Annotated in this window: 18 protein-coding genes; 9 read left to right on the top strand and 9 right to left on the bottom strand. The window is 31.6% G+C overall.

All coding sequences use genetic code 11. The features are described 5' to 3' along the window. Positions 1-6: 6 nt before the first annotated feature. Positions 7-789, top strand: coding sequence for an enoyl-CoA hydratase/isomerase family protein (locus C8N27_RS04200; protein ID WP_121146403.1), 783 nt, complete (start codon positions 7-9; stop codon positions 787-789). Positions 790-989: 200 nt separating this feature from the next. Here the strand turns inward: C8N27_RS04200 and C8N27_RS04205 are convergent, their stop codons facing one another. Both C8N27_RS04205 and C8N27_RS04210 read right to left on the bottom strand, forming a co-directional pair. Next, positions 990-1,643, bottom strand: coding sequence for an HD domain-containing protein (locus C8N27_RS04205; protein ID WP_121146404.1), 654 nt, complete (start codon positions 1,641-1,643; stop codon positions 990-992). A 64-nt stretch (positions 1,644-1,707) separates the two neighbouring features. Continuing rightward, the gene (locus C8N27_RS04210; protein WP_099214848.1) at positions 1,708-2,715 is read right to left on the bottom strand and encodes an aspartate-semialdehyde dehydrogenase; all 1,008 of its coding nucleotides are present in this window, start codon (positions 2,713-2,715) and stop codon (positions 1,708-1,710) included. Between the two features lie 225 nt (positions 2,716-2,940). On the opposite strand from C8N27_RS04210, the gene trhO reads away from it, so the two are divergent. The 4 genes from trhO to dinB all read left to right on the top strand — a co-directional run bounded on the left by trhO (position 2,941) and on the right by dinB (position 6,620). Next, positions 2,941-3,972: an oxygen-dependent tRNA uridine(34) hydroxylase TrhO gene (trhO, locus tag C8N27_RS04215; protein WP_099214849.1), complete on the top strand. Its 1,032-nt coding sequence runs from the start codon at positions 2,941-2,943 to the stop codon at positions 3,970-3,972. Next, positions 3,972-5,219: a peptidase U32 family protein gene (locus C8N27_RS04220; protein ID WP_099214850.1), complete on the top strand. Its 1,248-nt coding sequence runs from the start codon at positions 3,972-3,974 to the stop codon at positions 5,217-5,219. The genes trhO and C8N27_RS04220 overlap by 1 nt, the downstream gene beginning before the upstream one ends. Beyond that, positions 5,219-5,449: a ferredoxin gene (locus C8N27_RS04225; protein WP_047787972.1), complete on the top strand. Its 231-nt coding sequence runs from the start codon at positions 5,219-5,221 to the stop codon at positions 5,447-5,449. The genes C8N27_RS04220 and C8N27_RS04225 overlap by 1 nt, the downstream gene beginning before the upstream one ends. An 88-nt stretch (positions 5,450-5,537) precedes the next feature. After that, positions 5,538-6,620, top strand: a complete 1,083-nt coding sequence (gene dinB / locus C8N27_RS04230) for a DNA polymerase IV (protein WP_121146405.1) — start codon at positions 5,538-5,540, stop codon at positions 6,618-6,620. On the opposite strand, the gene C8N27_RS04235 is transcribed toward dinB, so the two are convergent. The 4 genes from C8N27_RS04235 to rplU form a co-directional block, all read right to left on the bottom strand. Beyond that, positions 6,617-8,539 carry a tetratricopeptide repeat protein gene (locus tag C8N27_RS04235; protein ID WP_121146406.1) on the bottom strand — a complete coding sequence of 641 codons (1,923 nt, stop codon included), beginning with the start codon at positions 8,537-8,539 and terminating at the stop codon, positions 6,617-6,619. The genes dinB and C8N27_RS04235 overlap by 4 nt on opposite strands. Next, positions 8,540-9,277, bottom strand: a complete 738-nt coding sequence (locus C8N27_RS04240) for a LytR/AlgR family response regulator transcription factor (protein ID WP_121146407.1) — start codon at positions 9,275-9,277, stop codon at positions 8,540-8,542. Between the two features lie 370 nt (positions 9,278-9,647). Next, positions 9,648-9,908, bottom strand: a complete 261-nt coding sequence (gene rpmA / locus C8N27_RS04245) for a 50S ribosomal protein L27 (RefSeq protein WP_028891690.1) — start codon at positions 9,906-9,908, stop codon at positions 9,648-9,650. Between the two features lie 22 nt (positions 9,909-9,930). Further along, positions 9,931-10,416, bottom strand: a complete 486-nt coding sequence (rplU, locus tag C8N27_RS04250; protein WP_099214854.1) for a 50S ribosomal protein L21 — start codon at positions 10,414-10,416, stop codon at positions 9,931-9,933. Positions 10,417-10,624: 208 nt separating this feature from the next. On the opposite strand from rplU, the gene C8N27_RS04255 reads away from it, so the two are divergent. Together C8N27_RS04255 and C8N27_RS04260 are read left to right on the top strand one after the other, a co-directional pair. Beyond that, entirely contained in the window at positions 10,625-11,941 is a 1,317-nt protein-coding gene (locus tag C8N27_RS04255; RefSeq protein WP_121146670.1) for a M16 family metallopeptidase, read from the top strand. Between the two features lie 19 nt (positions 11,942-11,960). After that, positions 11,961-14,009, top strand: a complete 2,049-nt coding sequence (locus C8N27_RS04260; protein WP_121146408.1) for an insulinase family protein — start codon at positions 11,961-11,963, stop codon at positions 14,007-14,009. A gap of 79 nt (positions 14,010-14,088) precedes the next feature. Here C8N27_RS04260 and C8N27_RS04265 read toward each other — a convergent pair whose 3' ends face one another. Continuing rightward, positions 14,089-14,961, bottom strand: coding sequence for a DMT family transporter (locus tag C8N27_RS04265; RefSeq protein WP_121146409.1), 873 nt, complete (start codon positions 14,959-14,961; stop codon positions 14,089-14,091). 89 nt (positions 14,962-15,050) lie between these two features. On the opposite strand from C8N27_RS04265, the gene C8N27_RS04270 reads away from it, so the two are divergent. Together C8N27_RS04270 and C8N27_RS04275 are read left to right on the top strand one after the other, a co-directional pair. Continuing rightward, positions 15,051-15,530 (top strand): cation transporter, encoded by a 480-nt coding sequence (locus C8N27_RS04270; protein WP_244174712.1) that lies wholly within the window; start codon positions 15,051-15,053, stop codon positions 15,528-15,530. An 85-nt stretch (positions 15,531-15,615) separates the two neighbouring features. Continuing rightward, positions 15,616-16,647 carry a COX15/CtaA family protein gene (locus C8N27_RS04275; protein WP_121146410.1) on the top strand — a complete coding sequence of 344 codons (1,032 nt, stop codon included), beginning with the start codon at positions 15,616-15,618 and terminating at the stop codon, positions 16,645-16,647. On the opposite strand, the gene gldD is transcribed toward C8N27_RS04275, so the two are convergent. After that, positions 16,644-17,198 carry a gliding motility lipoprotein GldD gene (gene gldD, locus C8N27_RS04280; RefSeq protein ID WP_121146411.1) on the bottom strand — a complete coding sequence of 185 codons (555 nt, stop codon included), beginning with the start codon at positions 17,196-17,198 and terminating at the stop codon, positions 16,644-16,646. The two genes, C8N27_RS04275 and gldD, sit on opposite strands and share 4 nt — an antisense overlap. Beyond that, positions 17,191-18,519: a gliding motility-associated protein GldE gene (gene gldE, locus C8N27_RS04285; protein ID WP_164723398.1), complete on the bottom strand. Its 1,329-nt coding sequence runs from the start codon at positions 18,517-18,519 to the stop codon at positions 17,191-17,193. The genes gldD and gldE overlap by 8 nt, the downstream gene beginning before the upstream one ends. Positions 18,520-18,522 lie beyond the last annotated feature (3 nt).

The following is an 18,522-nucleotide window of genomic DNA, read 5'->3' on the forward strand; positions in this document are numbered from 1 at the left end:
CATAGTATGAATTTTGAAAATATTTTAGTTGAACAAGCCAACGAATTGGCAACTATTACAATTAACCGACCAAAAAAATTAAACGCTTTAAACAAAGCTACGATCCAAGAACTTCACAATGCTTTCAATGCTTTGGATGAAGACAGTGCTGTTAAAGTAATTATTATCACAGGAAGTGGAGAAAAAGCATTTGTTGCAGGGGCAGACATTTCTGAGTTTGCACATTTCTCTGTTGAAGAAGGAGGAATGTTAGCTAAAAAAGGACAGGAAATTTTATTTGATTTTGTTGAGAACCTATCTACTCCAGTTATAGCTGCTGTTAATGGCTTTGCTTTAGGAGGTGGATTAGAGTTAGCAATGGCTTGTCATTTTAGGGTAGCTTCAGACAATGCCAAAATGGGCTTACCTGAAGTTTCTTTAGGAGTTATCCCTGGTTATGGTGGTACACAACGCTTACCTCAATTAGTTGGTAAGGGAAAGGCAATGGAATTAATAATGACAGCAGGTATGATTTCTGCTGAGGAAGCTAAAGAAGCTGGATTGGTAAATCATGTAACTTCACAAGAAGAGCTTTTACCTTTAGCTGAAAAAATAGCTTCAAAAATTATGCGTAACTCCTCAGTAGCTATCAGCGCAGCAATTAAAGCCGTAAACGATAATTTTAAAGATGGTGTAAATGGTTTTGAAAGCGAAATTACAGGGTTTGGAAACTGCTTTGGTACCGAAGATTTTAAAGAAGGAACTACTGCTTTTTTAGAGAAACGTAAACCTGATTTTCCAGGAAAGTAATATCTTTTCAACAGAATATTCTATATAAAAAAATAGCATCTAAATAATATTTAGATGCTATTTTTACAATAAGGGGATTACATTAATAAAATGGGGGTTATTAACTGAAGCAAATATATACTAAATTCAATAATATCCAAATTTTAGCGATGAATTTTTATAAAACAAACATTAATTTTGCATTATTAACACAATAACAACTATACCTTTCCATTCCATTCATTATAGAATTGATTTAAAAAACCTTCCATATAAGAATGCCTATGCTCTGCTATTGATTTTCCTGTAGTAGTATTCATCTTATCTTTTAAAAGCAAAAGTTTTTCATAAAAATGGTTAATCGTAGGTGCTGTAGACTTTTTATATTCTTCTTTAGTCATCTTTAAATTTGGAACGATCTCTGGATTATAAAGTTCTCTATTTTTGAATCCACCGTAATTAAAACAACGAGCAATACCTATAGCTCCAATGGCATCTAATCGGTCAGCATCTTGAACAACATTTAGTTCAGGGGATGTAAAATTTTGCTCAAAATTCCCTCCTTTAAAAGAAATATTTGTAATTATCTTTTCTATGTGAGTAATTATTTCTTCGGACACCTGTTGATTAAGAAGGAACTCTCTAGCTTTTTTCGGGCCAACTGTTTCATCTCCATTATGAAATTTACTATCAGCTATATCATGTAACAATGCTCCTAAAGAAACCACAAACTCATCAACATTTTCATCTTTAGCAATCAACAAAGCATTTTTATAAACTCGTTCAATATGAAAAAAATCATGTCCTCCTTCTGCTCCTTGTAAAGTTTCTTTTACAAACTCAATGGTGTTTTGTATTATTTGTTCTTTGTTCATTATCCAAAAATAAAAATCCTGCACTTATAAGCACAGGATTTTAAAAGTATTATTATAAATTATTTTATGCAGTAACCGATGGTTTAACCAAATTGTTAGCTACTAAATATTCTGCTATTTGAACTGTATTCGTTGCAGCTCCTTTACGAAGGTTATCTGCAACAATCCACATATTTAAAGTATTTGGTTGAGATTCATCTCTTCTAATTCTACCCACGAAAACCTCATCTTTATTATTTGCTAAAATAGGCATAGGGTATACATTGTTTTGTACATCATCTTGTACAACCACCCCATCAGTTTGTGTAAGTAACTCACGTACTTTGTCTAATTCAAAATCATTTTCAAACTGAACATTTACAGCCTCAGAATGCCCTCCAGCGGTTGGTATTCTAACTGCTGTAGCTGTAACTGCAAAAGAATCGTCTCGTAAAATCTTTTTAGGTTCTTTTACAAGCTTCATTTCTTCTTTCGTATATCCATTTTCTAAGAATACATCGCAATGAGGTAATGCATTTCTTCCAATTGGATGTGGGTACGCCATTTCTCCTTCAACTCCAGCTTCTTCATTATCTAATTGCTGAACAGCTTTTACACCTGTTCCTGAAACTGACTGATAAGTTGAAATCACAACACGTTTCATGTTATATTCTTTATGTAATGGTGCCAAAGCCATTACTAACTGAATAGTTGAACAGTTAGGATTTGCAATAATTTTATCTTCGCTTGTTAATACATCTCCATTGATTTCAGGAACTACTAGTTTTTTGGTTGGATCCATTCTCCACGCTGAAGAATTATCAATTACCGTTGTACCAACTGCAGCAAACTTAGGAGCCCACTCTATTGAAGTAGAACCTCCAGCAGAAAACAACGCGATATCAGGTTGCATCTCCACTGCGGTTTCTAAACCAACCACTGTATAATTTGTGCCTTTAAATTCTATTTGTTTTCCTACCGAACGCTCTGAAGCAACAGGAATTAACTCTGTTACTGGAAAATTACGTTCTGCTAAAACTTGTAACATTACATTACCTACCATTCCGGTAGCGCCTACTACTGCTACTCTCATCTTTTTACTATTTGAGTATAAAATTAATTGTTTGTATGCTACAAAGGTTTAAAAAAAACAAATTGGTTGTATCTTAATTATACGAAAAAATACGTTAAAGTTTAAAATTATATCACTTTTGATTAAAAAGTATTGTTTTAAACAGTAAAACTCAAAAAATCAGTACATTTGCACCGATTTTTTATTAAAATCATAACATATTTGTTTAACTTAAAAAAGTATAGCATGCAACTGTACAACAAGTTAAGCGCTGAAGAACGCGCTAAATTAATAGACGATGCGGGTAAAGACCGTATTACCATCTCATTCTATCAATACCACAAGATAGAAAACCCAACTTTATTTAGAAATAAATTATTCCTTGAGTGGAATGAACTAGATGTTTTAGGAAGAACATATGTTTCTTACGAAGGAATTAATGCTCAAATATCTGTACCATCTGAAAACTTTTTAGCTTTAAAAGATCAATTAGACAGTATTTCCTTTTTAAAAGGAATTCGTTTAAACGTGGCCATTGAACACGACAACAAATCCTTTTTAAAACTAAAAGTAAAAGTTCGTAACAAGATTGTTGCTGACGGATTAAATGACGATACTTTTGATGTTACTGATAAAGGAGTGCACCTAAATGCAAAAGAGTTCAATGAAATGCTAGCAAACCCTAATACTGTTTGTGTAGATATGCGTAATCATTACGAAAGTGAAATTGGACATTTTGATGGCGCTGTAACTCCAGATGTAGATACGTTTAGAGATTCTTTAGATATTATTGAAGAAGATTTAAAAGACCATAAAGAAGACAAAAACTTATTAATGTATTGTACTGGCGGTATTCGATGTGAAAAAGCATCTGCCTACTACAAACACAAAGGTTTTAAAAATGTATTTCAGTTAGAAGGAGGAATTATTGAATATACACGTCAAGTAAAATCAGAAGGTTTAGAGAACAAATTTTTAGGAAAAAATTTTGTTTTTGACCATAGAAGAGCTGAAAAGATTTCTGATGATGTAATTGCTAATTGCCACCAATGCGGAAAACCTTGCGATACACATACTAACTGTGCTAACGAAGGTTGTCACTTACTATTTATTCAGTGTGATGAATGTGCTGAAAAAATGGAAAATACATGTTCTCCTGAATGTCAAGAAATCATTCATTTACCTTACGAAGAACAAAAAGAATTGCGTAAAGGAAAACACGCAAGTAATAAAATATTTAAAAAAGGACGTTCAGAAGCTTTAAAATTTAAAAAGTAATGCAAAAGATTGAGTTAATGGCTCCTGCTGGTAATTTTGAATCGTTACAAGCAGCTTTAGATAATGGATGTGATTCTATATACTTTGGTGTAGAGCAATTAAATATGCGTGCTCGAGCATCTATCAATTTTACCTTAGATGATTTAGAAGAAATTTCTCGTAGATGTACTGAGAAAAATGTTCGTACGTATTTAACATTAAATACTATTGTATACGACCATGATTTATCTATCGTAAAAACCTTAATCAAAAGAGCTAAAGAAGCTAATATTACTGCCGTAATCGCAATGGATCAAGCTGTAATTGCAATGGCTAGAGCTGAAGGTATGGAGGTTCATATTTCTACTCAAATTAATATTACCAACATCGAAACAGTTAAGTTTTATGCAATGTTTGCTGATACTGTGGTGTTGAGTAGAGAATTGAGTTTACGTCAGGTAAAAAAGATTACAGAGCAAATTGAAAAAGAAGAAATCAAAGGACCTTCTGGTCGTTTGTTAGAAATTGAAATTTTTGGTCACGGAGCACTTTGTATGGCAGTTTCTGGGAAATGTTATATGAGTTTACATTCACACAACTCATCGGCAAACAGGGGAGCTTGCAAACAAAATTGCCGTAAAAAATATACGGTAATCGATCAGGAATCTGGTTTTGAAATGGAGTTAGACAATGAGTATATCATGTCTCCAAAAGATTTATGTACTATTGATTTCTTAGACCAAGTGGCTGATGCTGGTATTAAAGTATTGAAGATTGAAGGTCGTGGTCGTGCACCAGAATATGTAGCTAAAGTAATTAAGTGTTACCGTGATGCTATTGATAGTTTATATAACGGAACCTACGATAAAGAGAAGGTGATTAGCTGGATGCAAGAACTGGAGAAAGTATACAATCGTGGTTTTTGGAATGGCTATTATTTAGGACAAAAGTTAGGTGAGTGGAGTAAAGAACCTGGTTCGCATGCTACTCAAAAGAAGGTGTATTTAGGAAAGGGAATGCACTATTTCCCTAAAGCAGAAGTTGGAGAGTTTAAGATTGAAGCATACGATTTAGCAATTGGTGATACCATTTTAATTACAGGGCCAACAACAGGTGCTCAAGAAATGGAATTAAAGAGTATGTTTGTAAATGACAAAGAAGCGCAAACTGCTACCAAAGGTGATGAAGTTACGATGAAGTTAGATTTCAGAATTCGTCCTTCAGACAAATTATATAAAATTGTAAAAACCGAATTTGCTAAAAACTAATGGTTGTAATTACCTTACAAAGAAACAAATGTATTGGTTGTAATTATTGTGTGGAATTAGCTCCCGCTCAATTTCAAATGTCTAAAAAAGACGGAAAATCTGTTTTACTGCATTCAACTGAGAAAAAGGGTTTCTTTACCATAAAGTCTCACGACGACAGTATTTTTGAAGCCTCTCATGAAGCTAAAAAGGCATGCCCTGTTAAAATAATTGAAGTAAAACAAGTATAGTTTTAGAGAAAAGACCGCTTCGCTTGTTAGAAAAAAGAATCAAGACTAACAAAAGCTCTCTTACGAGGGCTTTTGTTATTTTTACAGAATGGAATTACAACCTCCTTTTCGTAAAATTATTCACGTAGATATGGATGCCTTTTATGCATCAGTAGAGCAATTGGATAATCCTGAATTAAAAGGAAAACCTGTTGCAGTTGGGGGGAGTGAAATACGTGGTGTCGTTTCGGCGGCAAGCTATGAAGCTAGAAAGTTTGGGGTTCGTTCTGCTATGAGTGGTGTTTTAGCTAAACAAAAATGTCCGCATATTATTTTTGTTCCTCCAAGGTTTGATCGCTACAAAGAAATTTCTTCAAAAATTAGAAAAATATTTTATGATTACACTGATTTGGTTGAGCCTTTATCATTAGATGAGGCTTATTTAGATGTTACTGAAAACAAAAAAGGAAATCCTTCTGCAAGCATAATTGCTCAGGAAATTCGTCAGCGAATATGGGAGGAATTGGAGTTACGAGCTTCTGCAGGGATATCAATCAACAAATTTATAGCAAAAGTAGCTTCTGACATTAACAAGCCTAACGGACAAAAAACTATCAATCCAGAAGAGGTTATAGAATTTTTAGAACAACTTCCTGTAAATAAATTTTATGGAGTAGGTAAAGTCACTGCTGCTAAAATGCACAACTTAGGCATATTTACTGGGTTAGATTTAAAACAGAAATCATTAGAAGAACTCAGTAAATTGTTTGGGAAATCGGGGTTGCATTATTACAACATTGTTCGAGGCATTCATAATTCGGAAGTGAAGCCAAATCGCGTTAGAAAATCTATTGCTGCTGAAACAACTTTTAGAGAAAATTTATCTTCAGAGATTTTTATGCTAGAGCGTCTTGAAAAAATAGCTGATGAATTGGAACGTCGAATGAAAAAGTCGAACACAAAAGGTAAAACGGTAACTCTCAAAATCAAATACAGCGATTTTACGCAACAAACTCGTAGTAAGACCACCAATCATTACTTACAACTAAAAAAAGACTTCTATCCTATTGTAAAAGAGTTACTGTATCAAGATACTCTTAACAACTCTGTCCGTTTACTAGGTATTTCTTTCAGTAACTTAAATACAGAGAAAAAAGATCCTGTTTGGGTACAGTTACGATTTGATTTTTAAAGTATTGGTATTTTCAACGATACTTTGGTTCCTTTTGGCTTTCCTTCTTCATCAATTATATCTGTATAAATTAATGAATAGTTATTTACATACTCATTTGCAAAATTTCGTAATCGTTCTTTTGTTAAGTCTATACCTATTGATTTACGGTTTAGTGACTTGTTTTTTCTAATTTTCATAGCAGCATCTCTACCAATTCCATTATCTGTAATATCTATTTGTATAAATTCATCTGATATTTTTGTAACCGATAATGAAACTTCTTTTTTTCCTTTCTTAGATGAAAGCCCATGCCAAATAGAGTTTTCTAAAAAGGGTTGCAGTATTAATGGTGGAACCTTTATCCTTTCTATATTTACATTTGGGTCTATGTTTTCTATATAATTAACTTCATTTGATAATCGAATATTCTCGATACTCATATATAAGTTCATTGTTTTTAACTCTTCACTTAACGTTACTTCTTTTACTGTAGAAGACTCTAAAATATTTCGAATTAACTTTGAAAACTTGTTTAAGTAGTATACGGCATTCTTCTGCTCATTATTTATAACATAGAGTTTAATAGAGTTTAATGCATTAAACACAAAGTGCGGATTCATTTGAATTCTCAAAGCTTCCTGTTCTAACATTAATATTTTCTTGTCATTATTTAACAAACGTTGTCTGTACATAGAATACAACAACACACCTAATAACGCTATAGAAACTAATGCTATAATTAAAACATTCCTATTTCTTAATAGTTTTAGTTTTGCTATTTCATTCTCTTTTGCTAAGTTTTTTATCTTATTTCTACTTACCTCATTATCATATTTATTAATAAGGTTGTTTACGTATAATATATTTTTATCGTTAAAGGTTTTACGTTCTCCTTCAATAGCCTTCTTATAAAAACTATACGCCTTTTCATAATCCTTTTGTTTCTCGTACAACTCAGATAAATACAAGTTAGATTGATTAATTCCTGAAGGAATTTTATGCTTATTAGCTACCTCTAAACCTTTTTCTAAATATATTTTTGCTTTATCTAAACTATCTAACTTTAGTTGTACGTTTCCAAACGTAACATATACATCGGATGTATAATATTGATTACCTATTTCCTCTGAAAGAGCTAATACTTCACTTATATACTTATAAGCTTCCTCATACTTTCCTTGTAACAATAAAACATTACTAATACTATTATGACAAATAACTTTTCCTATACTTGAATTATTCTCTATGTTGTATTGTAAAGATTTGTTATAATGCTCTAATGCGGCATCTATGTCTCCTATATTTTGAAACGCAAGCCCCATATTTTGGTGGTTAATAGCTAACCCTCTTTTATCTCCTGTTTTTTCTTGAATTAAGATGGCTTTTTTAAACTTTTCTAAAGCTAGTTGGTATTGCTTAAGAGCCAGGTAAATATTACCAATACTATTGTTTGATATACTTATGCTTATTTTAGTATCAACATCTGGAATTTCGATTTTATCAGCTAATTCAAGCGCCATTTGATGATAGTTCAAAGCATTTCTAATCTTATCTTGTCTTCGATATACTACTCCTATTTGATTAAGAGTAACAATCTCTGCATTGACGTCTTCGATTTCTCTTGATAACTCAAGAGCTTTCATATAACTCTCTATTGAACTATCAAAAAAAGAGTTATTTCTGTAATGTCTCCCTAACAAGTTATATGCATAAACCTCTCCTAACCTGTATTCTTTTTGCTGACTCTCACTTAAAAGAAAATCTATATCTTCTTTATTAAATCGCTTACCTTGAAGGAAACGATATAAGTCATAATAATCATCAATCTTTTTTTCAATTGCTAACTGTATTAAACTATCTAGGTTACTCTTCTGTTCTTGTGAAAAACAAGAAAACGACACATAAAATAAAAAGATGATTATGATTAATTTCTTCATTTAAAATTTTTCTAGGAAATCCGACTTTCTTTGTCTAGAAACAGGAATTTTATGGTTATTTTCTAGTACAACATAACCGTCTGACTTTAAAAACTCTTTAATTTTATTCAAGTTAATTATATATGAATTATGTATTCTAAAAAAATGATCTTCTGGAAGAAGTAAGTTTATTTCTTTCAGTTTTTTTGTTACTACAATCTTTTTATTAGCTCCTGTAGTATATATTGTTGAATAATTACCATCTGACTCTACAAATAAGATCTCATCTTGAGATAGAAAAACTAATTTACCATCTGTATTAATAGTTATTTTTCTTCTGTTGAATTTTTTATTAAAGCTTGATAATATTTTCTCTACCTTTTCGGTATTGTTATTCTTCTTATAATGCTGCTTAACTCTTCCTATCGTTTCCTCTAAATCATCAGAATCTATAGGTTTAAGTAGATAATCTATTGCCTGGTTTTTCAAAGCTTTTATTGCATATTCATTATATGCCGTTGTAATAATTATAGCAAAATCTTTATCCTCAATTTTCTCTAATAATTGAAAACCATCCATCGTAGGCATTTCAATATCTAGAAAAAGACAATCAATACTATTCTCATTTATAAACTTAATTGCTTTCTCTGCAACCGTAAATGTTTCTATAATTTCTATATCACTTCCAAAGGATGATAATTCCCAAGAAAGACCTTGTATTGCTTTTGGCTCATCATCAACTATAACTGCTCTTAACATTTCATGTACATTTATATCAAATGTAACAGATAATCTTTTAAAAATAAAATGTAACTAATACGATTTTAACTAAAAAGCAACCCAAAATCATGTGATAAACATAAAATTTTTACCATTTACACAAAAAAGAACACCATTTATACATCCTTTATTTTAACACAGGTTCTTTTATAAGATATTTGCAATGTAATACACAAGGGGAATCATATTGATAAATTGGGGGATTAATCAATAATGATATTAAGTTATGAAACACCACTATATAGTGGTGTTTTTTTTATATAAATTTTATTGTTCGTTTATTTATATACACAAAAAAGCTCAACTAAATTTAGTTGAGCTTTTTATCTTATTCTAATCAGTTAGTTTCTTAAGCCTCGAATGGAGTTACAGAAACGTATGATTTATTATCTCTTTTCTTTTGGAATTTTACAACACCATCAACTTTAGCATGTAAAGTATGATCTTTACCCATGTAAACATTTTCACCTGGATTGTGTTGAGTTCCTCTTTGACGAACAATAATGTTACCTGCGATAGCAGCTTGTCCTCCAAAAATCTTTACTCCTAATCGTTTCGATTCTGATTCACGACCGTTCTTCGAACTACCGACACCTTTCTTATGAGCCATCTTTGTAAGTTTTTAAAGTTAATTATTTACTTAATGCTTCAATTAATTCTGCTTTCTTTAAAGAAGTGTATCCTGTAATACCTTTTTCTTTAGCTAAAGCTTTTAATTCTGCTACAGTCATTGAACTTAAATCCTTCGATTCTTCTTTTGCTTCAGCCTTAGGAGCTTCTTTCTTAGCAGCCGCCTTTTTTACTCCTGACGCAGAAATTCCTTCGATTTGAATTTCAGTTAAATACTGTCTGTGTCCATTTTTCTTTTTGTAACCTTTTCTTCTTTTCTTCTTGAAAACGATTACTTTATCACCTTTTAAGTGACCTAAAACCTTTGCAGTTACTCCTGCACCTTCTATAGCTGGGGCGCCAATAGTTACGTTTCCTTTATCTTCAATAAGCATTACATTATCAAAAGTTACTTTTGATCCTTCAGCCTCTTGTAAACGGTGTACGTATACTTTTTGGTCTTTTGCTACTTTAAATTGCTGCCCTGCTATCTCTACGATTGCGTACATACTATTTGTTTTGCGTTTATACTTTATTCACACTTTCTTAAATAAAAATGCGGGTGCAAATATACGTTTTTTACTTCAAAAAAAAATGTATTACTCAGAAAATTACTCTTTTAGCATAAAAAAGGTTCGTTTTTATTATTTCAACTGTAACAAATGCCATAATTTCACGTCAAATACACGAAAATCATTAAAAATTAAATTTCAATCAATGAGAAAAAGAGTTATCACTCTAGCTTCAGCTTTGTTGTTAGGCTTATCGGCTAATGCACAAAAAGTTGAGTTTGAAGAGTACGATTTAAGCAACGGAATGCATGTTATTTTGCATAAAGACAATTCTGCTCCTGTTGTTACTGTTGGCGTAATGTACCATGTAGGATCCAAAGATGAAGAGGATGGAAAAACAGGAATGGCGCATTTTTATGAGCACTTGTTATTTACCGGAACTAAAAACATTGGCCGTGGTGAATGGAATAAAATTGAAGCTGCGAATGGTGGAACTGGTAATGCTAACACTAACTGGGATAGAACTTACTACTACGAAACATTCCCTTCTAATAACTTACAGTTAGGTTTATGGATGGAATCTGAGCGATTATTACATCCAATTATCGACCAAAAAGCTGTAGATACTCAAAACGAAGTGGTTAAAGAAGAAAAGCGTCAACGTATGGATAATGCTCCTTATGGAAAAATTATATATGGAGACGTGTATAGTCATATTTTTGACAAGCACAATTATGGTAGACCTATGATTGGTTACATTAAAGATTTAGATGCCGCTAAACTGAGTGAATTTCAGGATTTTTATAACAAATGGTACATGCCAAATAATGCTGTATTAGTAGTTGCTGGTGATTTTGAAAAAGCTTCTACTAAAAAGTTAATTAAAGATTATTTTGAGCCAATTCCTGCAAGAACACTTCCAAAAAGAGACAAAGTGGTTGAGCCTGAAAGAGCTAAAGAAAAGCGTGTAAAAGAATATGATTCAAACATTCAATTACCAGCTATTTTATTAGCACACAAAACTCCTTCAATGAAAGAAAGAGACTCTAAAGTATTGGATGTAATTTCGACTATTTTAAGTAACGGAAAAAGCTCTAGATTGTATAAAAAACTAGTTGACGATAAGAAAAAAGCATTACAAGTATTTTCTTTTGCTCGTAACCTAGAAGATTACAGTGTTTACAACATTGGAGCTATTCCTTTAGGAAAAACTTCTTTAGATGATTTAATTAAAGAAATGGATGAAGAAATTGAAAAACTTCAAACAGAGTTAATTTCTGATAGAGATTTACAAAAGGTTCGTAATAAATTTGAAAATCAGTTTGTTGCTTCAAATTCTAGTGTACAAGGTATCGCTAACTCTTTAGCAAGAAATTATATGTTAGTTGGAAACACTAATCAAATTAATAAAGAGTTAGAAGTTATCAACTCTATTACTAAAGAAGAAATTAGAGACGTTGCTAAAAAATATTTAGCTAAAAACCGTCGTGTTGTTATCGAATATTTACCAAAAAAGAAATAATCATCTAAACTGAATTTTAATGAAAACGAAAATATTTTCAATTATCACAATATTATTTCTATCATTAACTGTTTCAGCGCAGATTGATAGAACCCAACAGCCAAAACCAGGTCCAGCTCCTAAAATTAACTTAGGAACTCCTAAAAAGTTTGCTTTACCTAACGGATTGCAAGTTTTAGTGGTTGAAAATCATAAATTACCAAGAGTATCTACTACATTAACTATTGACAACCCACCAATGTCTTATGGAGATAAAAAAGGTGTTGAGGGCTTATTAAGCGGAATGCTTGGAACTGGATCTACAAACACTCCAAAAGCAAAGTTTGATGAAGAAGTTGACTTTTTAGGAGCTAACATCTCTTTTTGGGATGAAGGAGCTAGAGCAAGTTCATTATCTAAATACTTTCCAAAAGTATTAGGATTAATGGCTGATGCTGCTTTTAACCCTGTGTTTACTCAAGAAGAATTTGATAAACAAATGAAACAATCTCTTGACGGAATAAAAAACAATGCCAAGAGTGTTAAAGCTATTGCTAGTAGAGTTGAAAACGCATTAACGTATGGTAAAAATCACCCTTTTGGAGAGTTTACCTCTGAAGAAACGTTAAAAAATGTTACGTTACAAGATGTTAAAGACTTATACAACAAAACGTATAAGCCTAATAATGCATACTTAATTATAATTGGTGATGTAAACTTTAACGATATTAAGTCACAAGTTAAAAACTTATTTGGAACTTGGAAAAAAGGTGATTTAGTTACTCAAAAATTACCAAAAGTTGAAAATCCAACAACTACTGAGATCAACTTTATTGATATGCCAAATGCTGTTCAGTCTGAATTATCTATCATTAACGCAGTAGATTTAAAGATGAACGATAAAGATTACTATGCTGCTTTATTAGCTAACCAAATTCTAGGTGGAGGCGGCACTGGTAGATTATACAAAAATCTTCGTGAAGATAAAGGGTACACTTATGGAGCTTATTCAGGAATCGGGTCAAGTAGATATGCTTCTCGTTTTAAAACAACTGCATCTGTAAGAAACATGGTTACTGATAGCGCTATGGTTGAAGCGATGAAAGAAATCAACAAAATCCGTTACCAAAAAGCAACTCAAGAAGAGTTAGATATAGCTAAAGCTAAATACATTGGGAACTTTGTTCGTAACGTTGAGAAGCCTCAAACAGTAGCTTCATATGCTTTAAACATTTTAACAAACGACTTACCTGCTGATTATTACAAGAACTACTTAAAAAACATTAATGCTGTGACATTAAACGATGTTCAAAATGCAGCAATTAAGTACTTCAAAGGAGATAAAGCTCGTATTATTATTACTGGTAAAGGAATTGATGTTTTAAAGAACTTAGAAAAAACAGCTGATTATAAAATCAACTATTTTGATAAAAACGGAAATCCAACTGAGAAACCAGCAATGAGTTTACCTATTCCTAACGGTGTTACAGCATCTAGTGTAGTGGATGATTATTTTAAAGCAATTGGAGGAAAAGACAAAGTAGCAAACGTAAAATCTGTAATGATTACTTCTAATGCTGCAGTTCAAGGAATGCAATTAAGTTTAGTTCAAAAAAATGCTACTCCTAACAAGTCTTCTGTTATTGTTTCTATGATGGGTAATGTAATGCAAAAAGTAATTTTTGACGGAACTAAAGGGTACCAAGAAGCTAACGGTCAGAAAAAAGAAATGACAGAAGAAGAGTTAGAAAAAGCAAAAAAAGAATCTGCTCCTTTTGCTGATAAAGCTTATAAGACTGGAACTTTAGATAGAATTGAGCCTATAGATGGAAACAATGCTTATGTTATTAAACATGGTAAAAAAGAAATCTTTTATGATGTAAAATCTGGATTAAAGGTTAAAGAGGTAAAAACTGCTAAAGGACCACAAGGAGAAATAAAAGTACCTGTTGTTTTTTCAGATTACAAAGAGGTAAACGGAATTAAATTCCCTCATAAAATGATTCAAAAGAATGGACCAATGACTTTTGAGTTCATTACAAAAGAAATTAAAATTAACGAAGGGGTTTCTGATGCTGATTTTAAATAAGTATTAGACCTAAGTCTATAAAAAATGAAAGAGCCAAAATATTGCATTTTGGCTCTTTTTATTTTAAGTAATTTTAAAACTATCTAGCTTTATTTACCAACCAAACTCCAAACAAAATAATCCCTCCTGCCAGTAACTGTATTAAGCTTAGCTTTTCTCCATCAACAATTCCCCAAATTACAGCAACCGCTGGAATTAAATACGTAACTGAAGCTGCAAAAACAGGAGATGATAGATGTACCATTTTATTGAACAGTACTTTTGCTATTCCTGTTCCCACTACAGCTAAAACAGTAATATAACCTAATGCTGAAGTTGTTTCTTCTGTTACTTCAAAAGTTGAAAAGAATCCAGAAAAAGCTAAAACTATAAACGCTGGTATTATCAATAATAAAAAGTTTCCAGTTGTAATTGCCAGTGCATCTAAATCATCTAAATACTTTTTAATCATATTTACATTAAACGCATATCCTATTGAAGCTATTAGTATTAAAACAGCATACCAATAATTTTGATTCGGATTTAATTCAGCTCCTTTCAAAATAAGAATTAAAGTTCCTGCTAACCCAATTAAAACTCCGTAAAACTGTTTTCTTTTAAAAGTAAACCCAAACACCAACGCTCCAAAAATAAACGTATTAAAAGGTGTTAACGAGTTTAAAATAGCTGGTATAGAACTATCTATTTTACTTACAGCAAAAGCAAACAAAAACGCAGGAAAAAAAGTACCCAAAACTGCTGTATATGCAACATATTTCCAGTGCCTCTTTTCTATTCTTTTTAAACTTTTAAATCCAACTAACAGTAAAAAAACTGCTGTGATTAGCATTCGTAAAGCACCTACTTGAATTGGAGTTAACCCAATTAATGCCTTTTTCATTAAAATAAAAGAGCTTCCCCAAACTAGCGAAAGCACTATTAAAAACAACCATTTTTGTTGTTGACTATTCATTCTCAGTTAATTTAAGCACAAAAGTCGTTTATTTCTGTTTTTAATTTTGAATTTATTGATAAATTTGCTGAATAACTCAATAAATAAAAATGATGAAAATTCATAAAATATTATTTGCATTAGCTTTTGTTAGTTTTTTAGCTATTGGATGTAAAAATGAAGCTAAAAAAGAAGAGGCTACCAAAGAGCAAAAAACAGAGGTAGCTGCTGACGCTAAAGAACTTTCTTTAAGTATTTCAGGGATGACTTGTGAAATAGGTTGTGCTAGAAAAATAGCTTCTGACTTAAGCAAGAAAGAAGGTGTTTTAGAAGCAAACGTTGTTTTTAACGACAGTATTGCAACTATAAAATACGATGCTAACAAAACAAACAAAGCGGATTTAATTGCTTTTGTAGAAGGAATTGGTAGCGGAGACATGTACAAAGCTTCTGAAACTACTAAAAAAGCTGATAAGAAATCTTGTGACGCTGATTGTAAAAAAGAATGCTCTACAAAAACTGAAGCTGAAAAAAAGGCATGTAAAGAAGATTGTACTATGGCGTGTTGTGCTGAAGCAAAAAAAGCATAATTGTTAATTTAAACAATACCGAAAGCTCCTAAATTAGGAGCTTTTTTTATGCCTTTTAAGTATCTTTGCTAAAACTTTTCATCAAATGAAGAAACATTTTCCTCTCATTGTAAAAATCTCGTTGATTGCTGTATATGTTATTTTTTTAGCTGGTTCTGTTGTTCGTATGACAGGTTCTGGAATGGGGTGTCCTGATTGGCCAAAGTGTTTTGGTTATTACATTCCTCCAACTTCTGAAGAACAAATTACTTGGCAACCAGATTCTGAGTATAAAAAAGGAATGATTATCGTGAAAGACGAAGCACTATTTGTAGCAGGTCATGATATTAAAACCTCTGAAAAGTTTAATGCCAACAACTGGGAAAAATATACAAAACATAATTACGCAAAATTTAACAAGTTTCATACTTGGACAGAGTATATTAACCGATTAAGTTCTGCTTTAGCAGGAATCCCTTTTTTGTTTTTAATTTTTGTCTCTCTTAAGTTTTGGAAAGAAAACAAACAAATTACGCTTCTATCATTTGGTGCTTTCTTTTTGATGTTATTTGAAGCGTGGCTTGGTAAAACCGTAGTAGATTCAAACCTAAAGCCAACAATAATCACCATTCACATGGTTGGTGGTTTAGTTATTGTTGCTTTGTTGTTATGGTTACTGTATATAGTTTCCGACCAAAAGAAAACATCTTATAAATACAATTCATTGTTTAGTAAATTAGTAATTCTTTCAGCTATATTTTCACTTATTCAAATTGCTTTAGGAACTCAAGTTCGTCAATTTATTGATGAACAAGTAAAACTACATGGATTCGAAAACAAACATTATAGTTTGATGGATCCAAACATTAAATTTTACATCCACCGTTCATTTACTATAGCTATTGTATTAGTAAACCTTGGGTTATTTTACTTAAATCAGATGAAAAATTTAGGTTACAAACTAGTAAATTGGATTGTTGCTTTAATCTTTTTAGAGACGATTACAGGTATTTTAATGTACTATGCTGAATTCCCTCTAGGAACACAAGCTGTACACTTGTTATCTGGCGCTATTTTATTTGGGTTACAATTTTATTTGTGGTTGCAATCCAGAAAAAGCAACTATTCAATAACTTAATCTTTCCATTCTAGTGTTTCCATCATATGAATCATATCTTTTTTGATGTATTCCACTGCTGGTAAAATAGAATCGTAATTCGGTTTGGTATAAAAGAATAAAGACCCTTTTAAAAAGTGTTTAGAGCTATCTGTTGCATGAAACTGCACTTGAGAAGCAGCATTCCCCAGAATTTGATATAAACTCCCATATACTTTCGTATTTGGATTTGCATATTCAACAGGAGCAGTGATTTGATCAGCTTTTATGGCATGTTCAAATACTAGTTTCTCAGACTCTATTAGTAATTCCCTTAAATTACCTTCAATAGGACGATACGTAATATCTACCGATGCTTTTAAACTTGGATACTCAACTTTCATCCAATTTTTTGGTAAGTTTTTAGCTTTAGCTATTTGAGCTATTTCAAACGTATATGGTTTGTTTAAGTTTTCTTTTTTATAAGTTTTCTCAGGATATTCTAAACTTAGATAGCCTTTGGGTTTGGGTAAGGTTTCCTCACCACAACTTATTAAAAACATTGCTGATACCAGCAAAAATAGTTTACGCATTTCGGGTAACTTTTACTTGTTTTATACGTTTTTTAGCCAACGCTTCAATAGTAAACGTATAATTACTGAAGTTTATTTTTTCACCTTTTTTTGGAAATTTTCCTGAGACCTCTAAAATAAAACCTGCTATCGTTTCGCTTTCTCCTTTAGCCTCTTCAAACTTTTCCTCATCTTCGTCTTCTAAGACACGGCAAAAATCTTTAATAGTTATTTTTCCTTCAAAAATATAATTATTTTCATCAAGTTTCGAATAAGTTAGGTCTTCATCATCAAATTCATCATTAATATCCCCTACAATTTCTTCTATTACGTCTTCTAATGTTACAATTCCACTAGTTCCACCATATTCATCAACCACAATAGCCAAGTGCTTTTTCATTTCTTGAAACTCCACCAATAAATCGTCTAACTTTTTATTTTCTGGAACAAAAAATGGTTCTCGTAACAACTTCTGCCATTTAAATGTTTTCTTATTTAAATGCTCTAACAAATCTTTAGCATATAAAACACCAATAATATTGTCTACATTTTCATGATATACTGGGTTTCGAGAATACCCATTCTTTAAAATAGTTTTTAACACATCCTCATAACTAGTGTCATCAGCAATAGCACACACATCTGTTCGAGGCTTCATAATTTGTACCGTTTCAGTATTCCCGAAACTTACAATTCCTTCTAAAATCTTTTGCTCTTCTTTAGTCGTTGCATCATCAGATGTTAACTCTAATGCTTGTGACAAACGTTCTACAGAAAGATTATTATTCTTATTTCCTAGCTTGTTTTCAACAACACTTGTTAACCTTATAAGAGGAAGGCTTAATGGGGTTAACAAAGTATTTAGTACTTGAATAGGCTTAGCCATAAACTCTGCAAACTGTAATGATTTTCTGCTAGCATATACTTTTGGCAATACTTCACCAAACAATAAAATTAAAAAAGTAATGAGTACTATTTCTATTAGAAAAAGCACTGATACGTTAAAAAAGTAAAAGTTTAATTCATAATTTAACCCAGCAAACAACACTTTACCAATACTTGCAAAAAGCAACACGATAAGAATATTAATAAAGTTATTAGTTATTAGAATAGTTCCTAATAGTTTTTTGGGGTCATCAAGTAATTTTACTACGGTGTTTTCTTCTTTAGAGTTTGCTGATAACTCATCTAATTCAGTTTGTGAAATTGAAAAGAAAGCTACTTCAGTTCCTGAAACTAACGCAGAGCAAACCAATAATAAAACCAATAATAAACAGTTAATGGCAGTCAACCAATCAAAACTTGATAGTAATAAAAGTAAAGGTTCGGGTTCTGGATCCAATTT

This window comes from Tenacibaculum discolor, from assembly GCF_003664185.1.
In the GTDB taxonomy this organism is placed as follows: domain Bacteria; phylum Bacteroidota; class Bacteroidia; order Flavobacteriales; family Flavobacteriaceae; genus Polaribacter; species Polaribacter discolor.

Excerpts from the sequence above, each read along its gene's own strand:
- C8N27_RS04200 (WP_121146403.1), top strand. The coding sequence starts at position 7 with ATGAATTTTGAAAATATTTTAGTTGAACAAGCCAACGAATTGGCAACT.
- C8N27_RS04205 (WP_121146404.1), bottom strand. The coding sequence starts at position 1,643 with ATGAACAAAGAACAAATAATACAAAACACCATTGAGTTTGTAAAAGAA.
- C8N27_RS04210 (WP_099214848.1), bottom strand. The coding sequence starts at position 2,715 with ATGAGAGTAGCAGTAGTAGGCGCTACCGGAATGGTAGGTAATGTAATG.
- trhO (WP_099214849.1), top strand. The coding sequence starts at position 2,941 with ATGCAACTGTACAACAAGTTAAGCGCTGAAGAACGCGCTAAATTAATA.
- C8N27_RS04220 (WP_099214850.1), top strand. The coding sequence starts at position 3,972 with ATGCAAAAGATTGAGTTAATGGCTCCTGCTGGTAATTTTGAATCGTTA.
- C8N27_RS04225 (WP_047787972.1), top strand. The coding sequence starts at position 5,219 with ATGGTTGTAATTACCTTACAAAGAAACAAATGTATTGGTTGTAATTAT.
- dinB (WP_121146405.1), top strand. The coding sequence starts at position 5,538 with ATGGAATTACAACCTCCTTTTCGTAAAATTATTCACGTAGATATGGAT.
- C8N27_RS04235 (WP_121146406.1), bottom strand. The coding sequence starts at position 8,539 with ATGAAGAAATTAATCATAATCATCTTTTTATTTTATGTGTCGTTTTCT.
- C8N27_RS04240 (WP_121146407.1), bottom strand. The coding sequence starts at position 9,277 with ATGTTAAGAGCAGTTATAGTTGATGATGAGCCAAAAGCAATACAAGGT.
- rpmA (WP_028891690.1), bottom strand. The coding sequence starts at position 9,908 with ATGGCTCATAAGAAAGGTGTCGGTAGTTCGAAGAACGGTCGTGAATCA.
- rplU (WP_099214854.1), bottom strand. The coding sequence starts at position 10,416 with ATGTACGCAATCGTAGAGATAGCAGGGCAGCAATTTAAAGTAGCAAAA.
- C8N27_RS04255 (WP_121146670.1), top strand. The coding sequence starts at position 10,625 with ATGAGAAAAAGAGTTATCACTCTAGCTTCAGCTTTGTTGTTAGGCTTA.
- C8N27_RS04260 (WP_121146408.1), top strand. The coding sequence starts at position 11,961 with ATGAAAACGAAAATATTTTCAATTATCACAATATTATTTCTATCATTA.
- C8N27_RS04265 (WP_121146409.1), bottom strand. The coding sequence starts at position 14,961 with ATGAATAGTCAACAACAAAAATGGTTGTTTTTAATAGTGCTTTCGCTA.
- C8N27_RS04270 (WP_244174712.1), top strand. The coding sequence starts at position 15,051 with ATGATGAAAATTCATAAAATATTATTTGCATTAGCTTTTGTTAGTTTT.
- C8N27_RS04275 (WP_121146410.1), top strand. The coding sequence starts at position 15,616 with ATGAAGAAACATTTTCCTCTCATTGTAAAAATCTCGTTGATTGCTGTA.
- gldD (WP_121146411.1), bottom strand. The coding sequence starts at position 17,198 with ATGCGTAAACTATTTTTGCTGGTATCAGCAATGTTTTTAATAAGTTGT.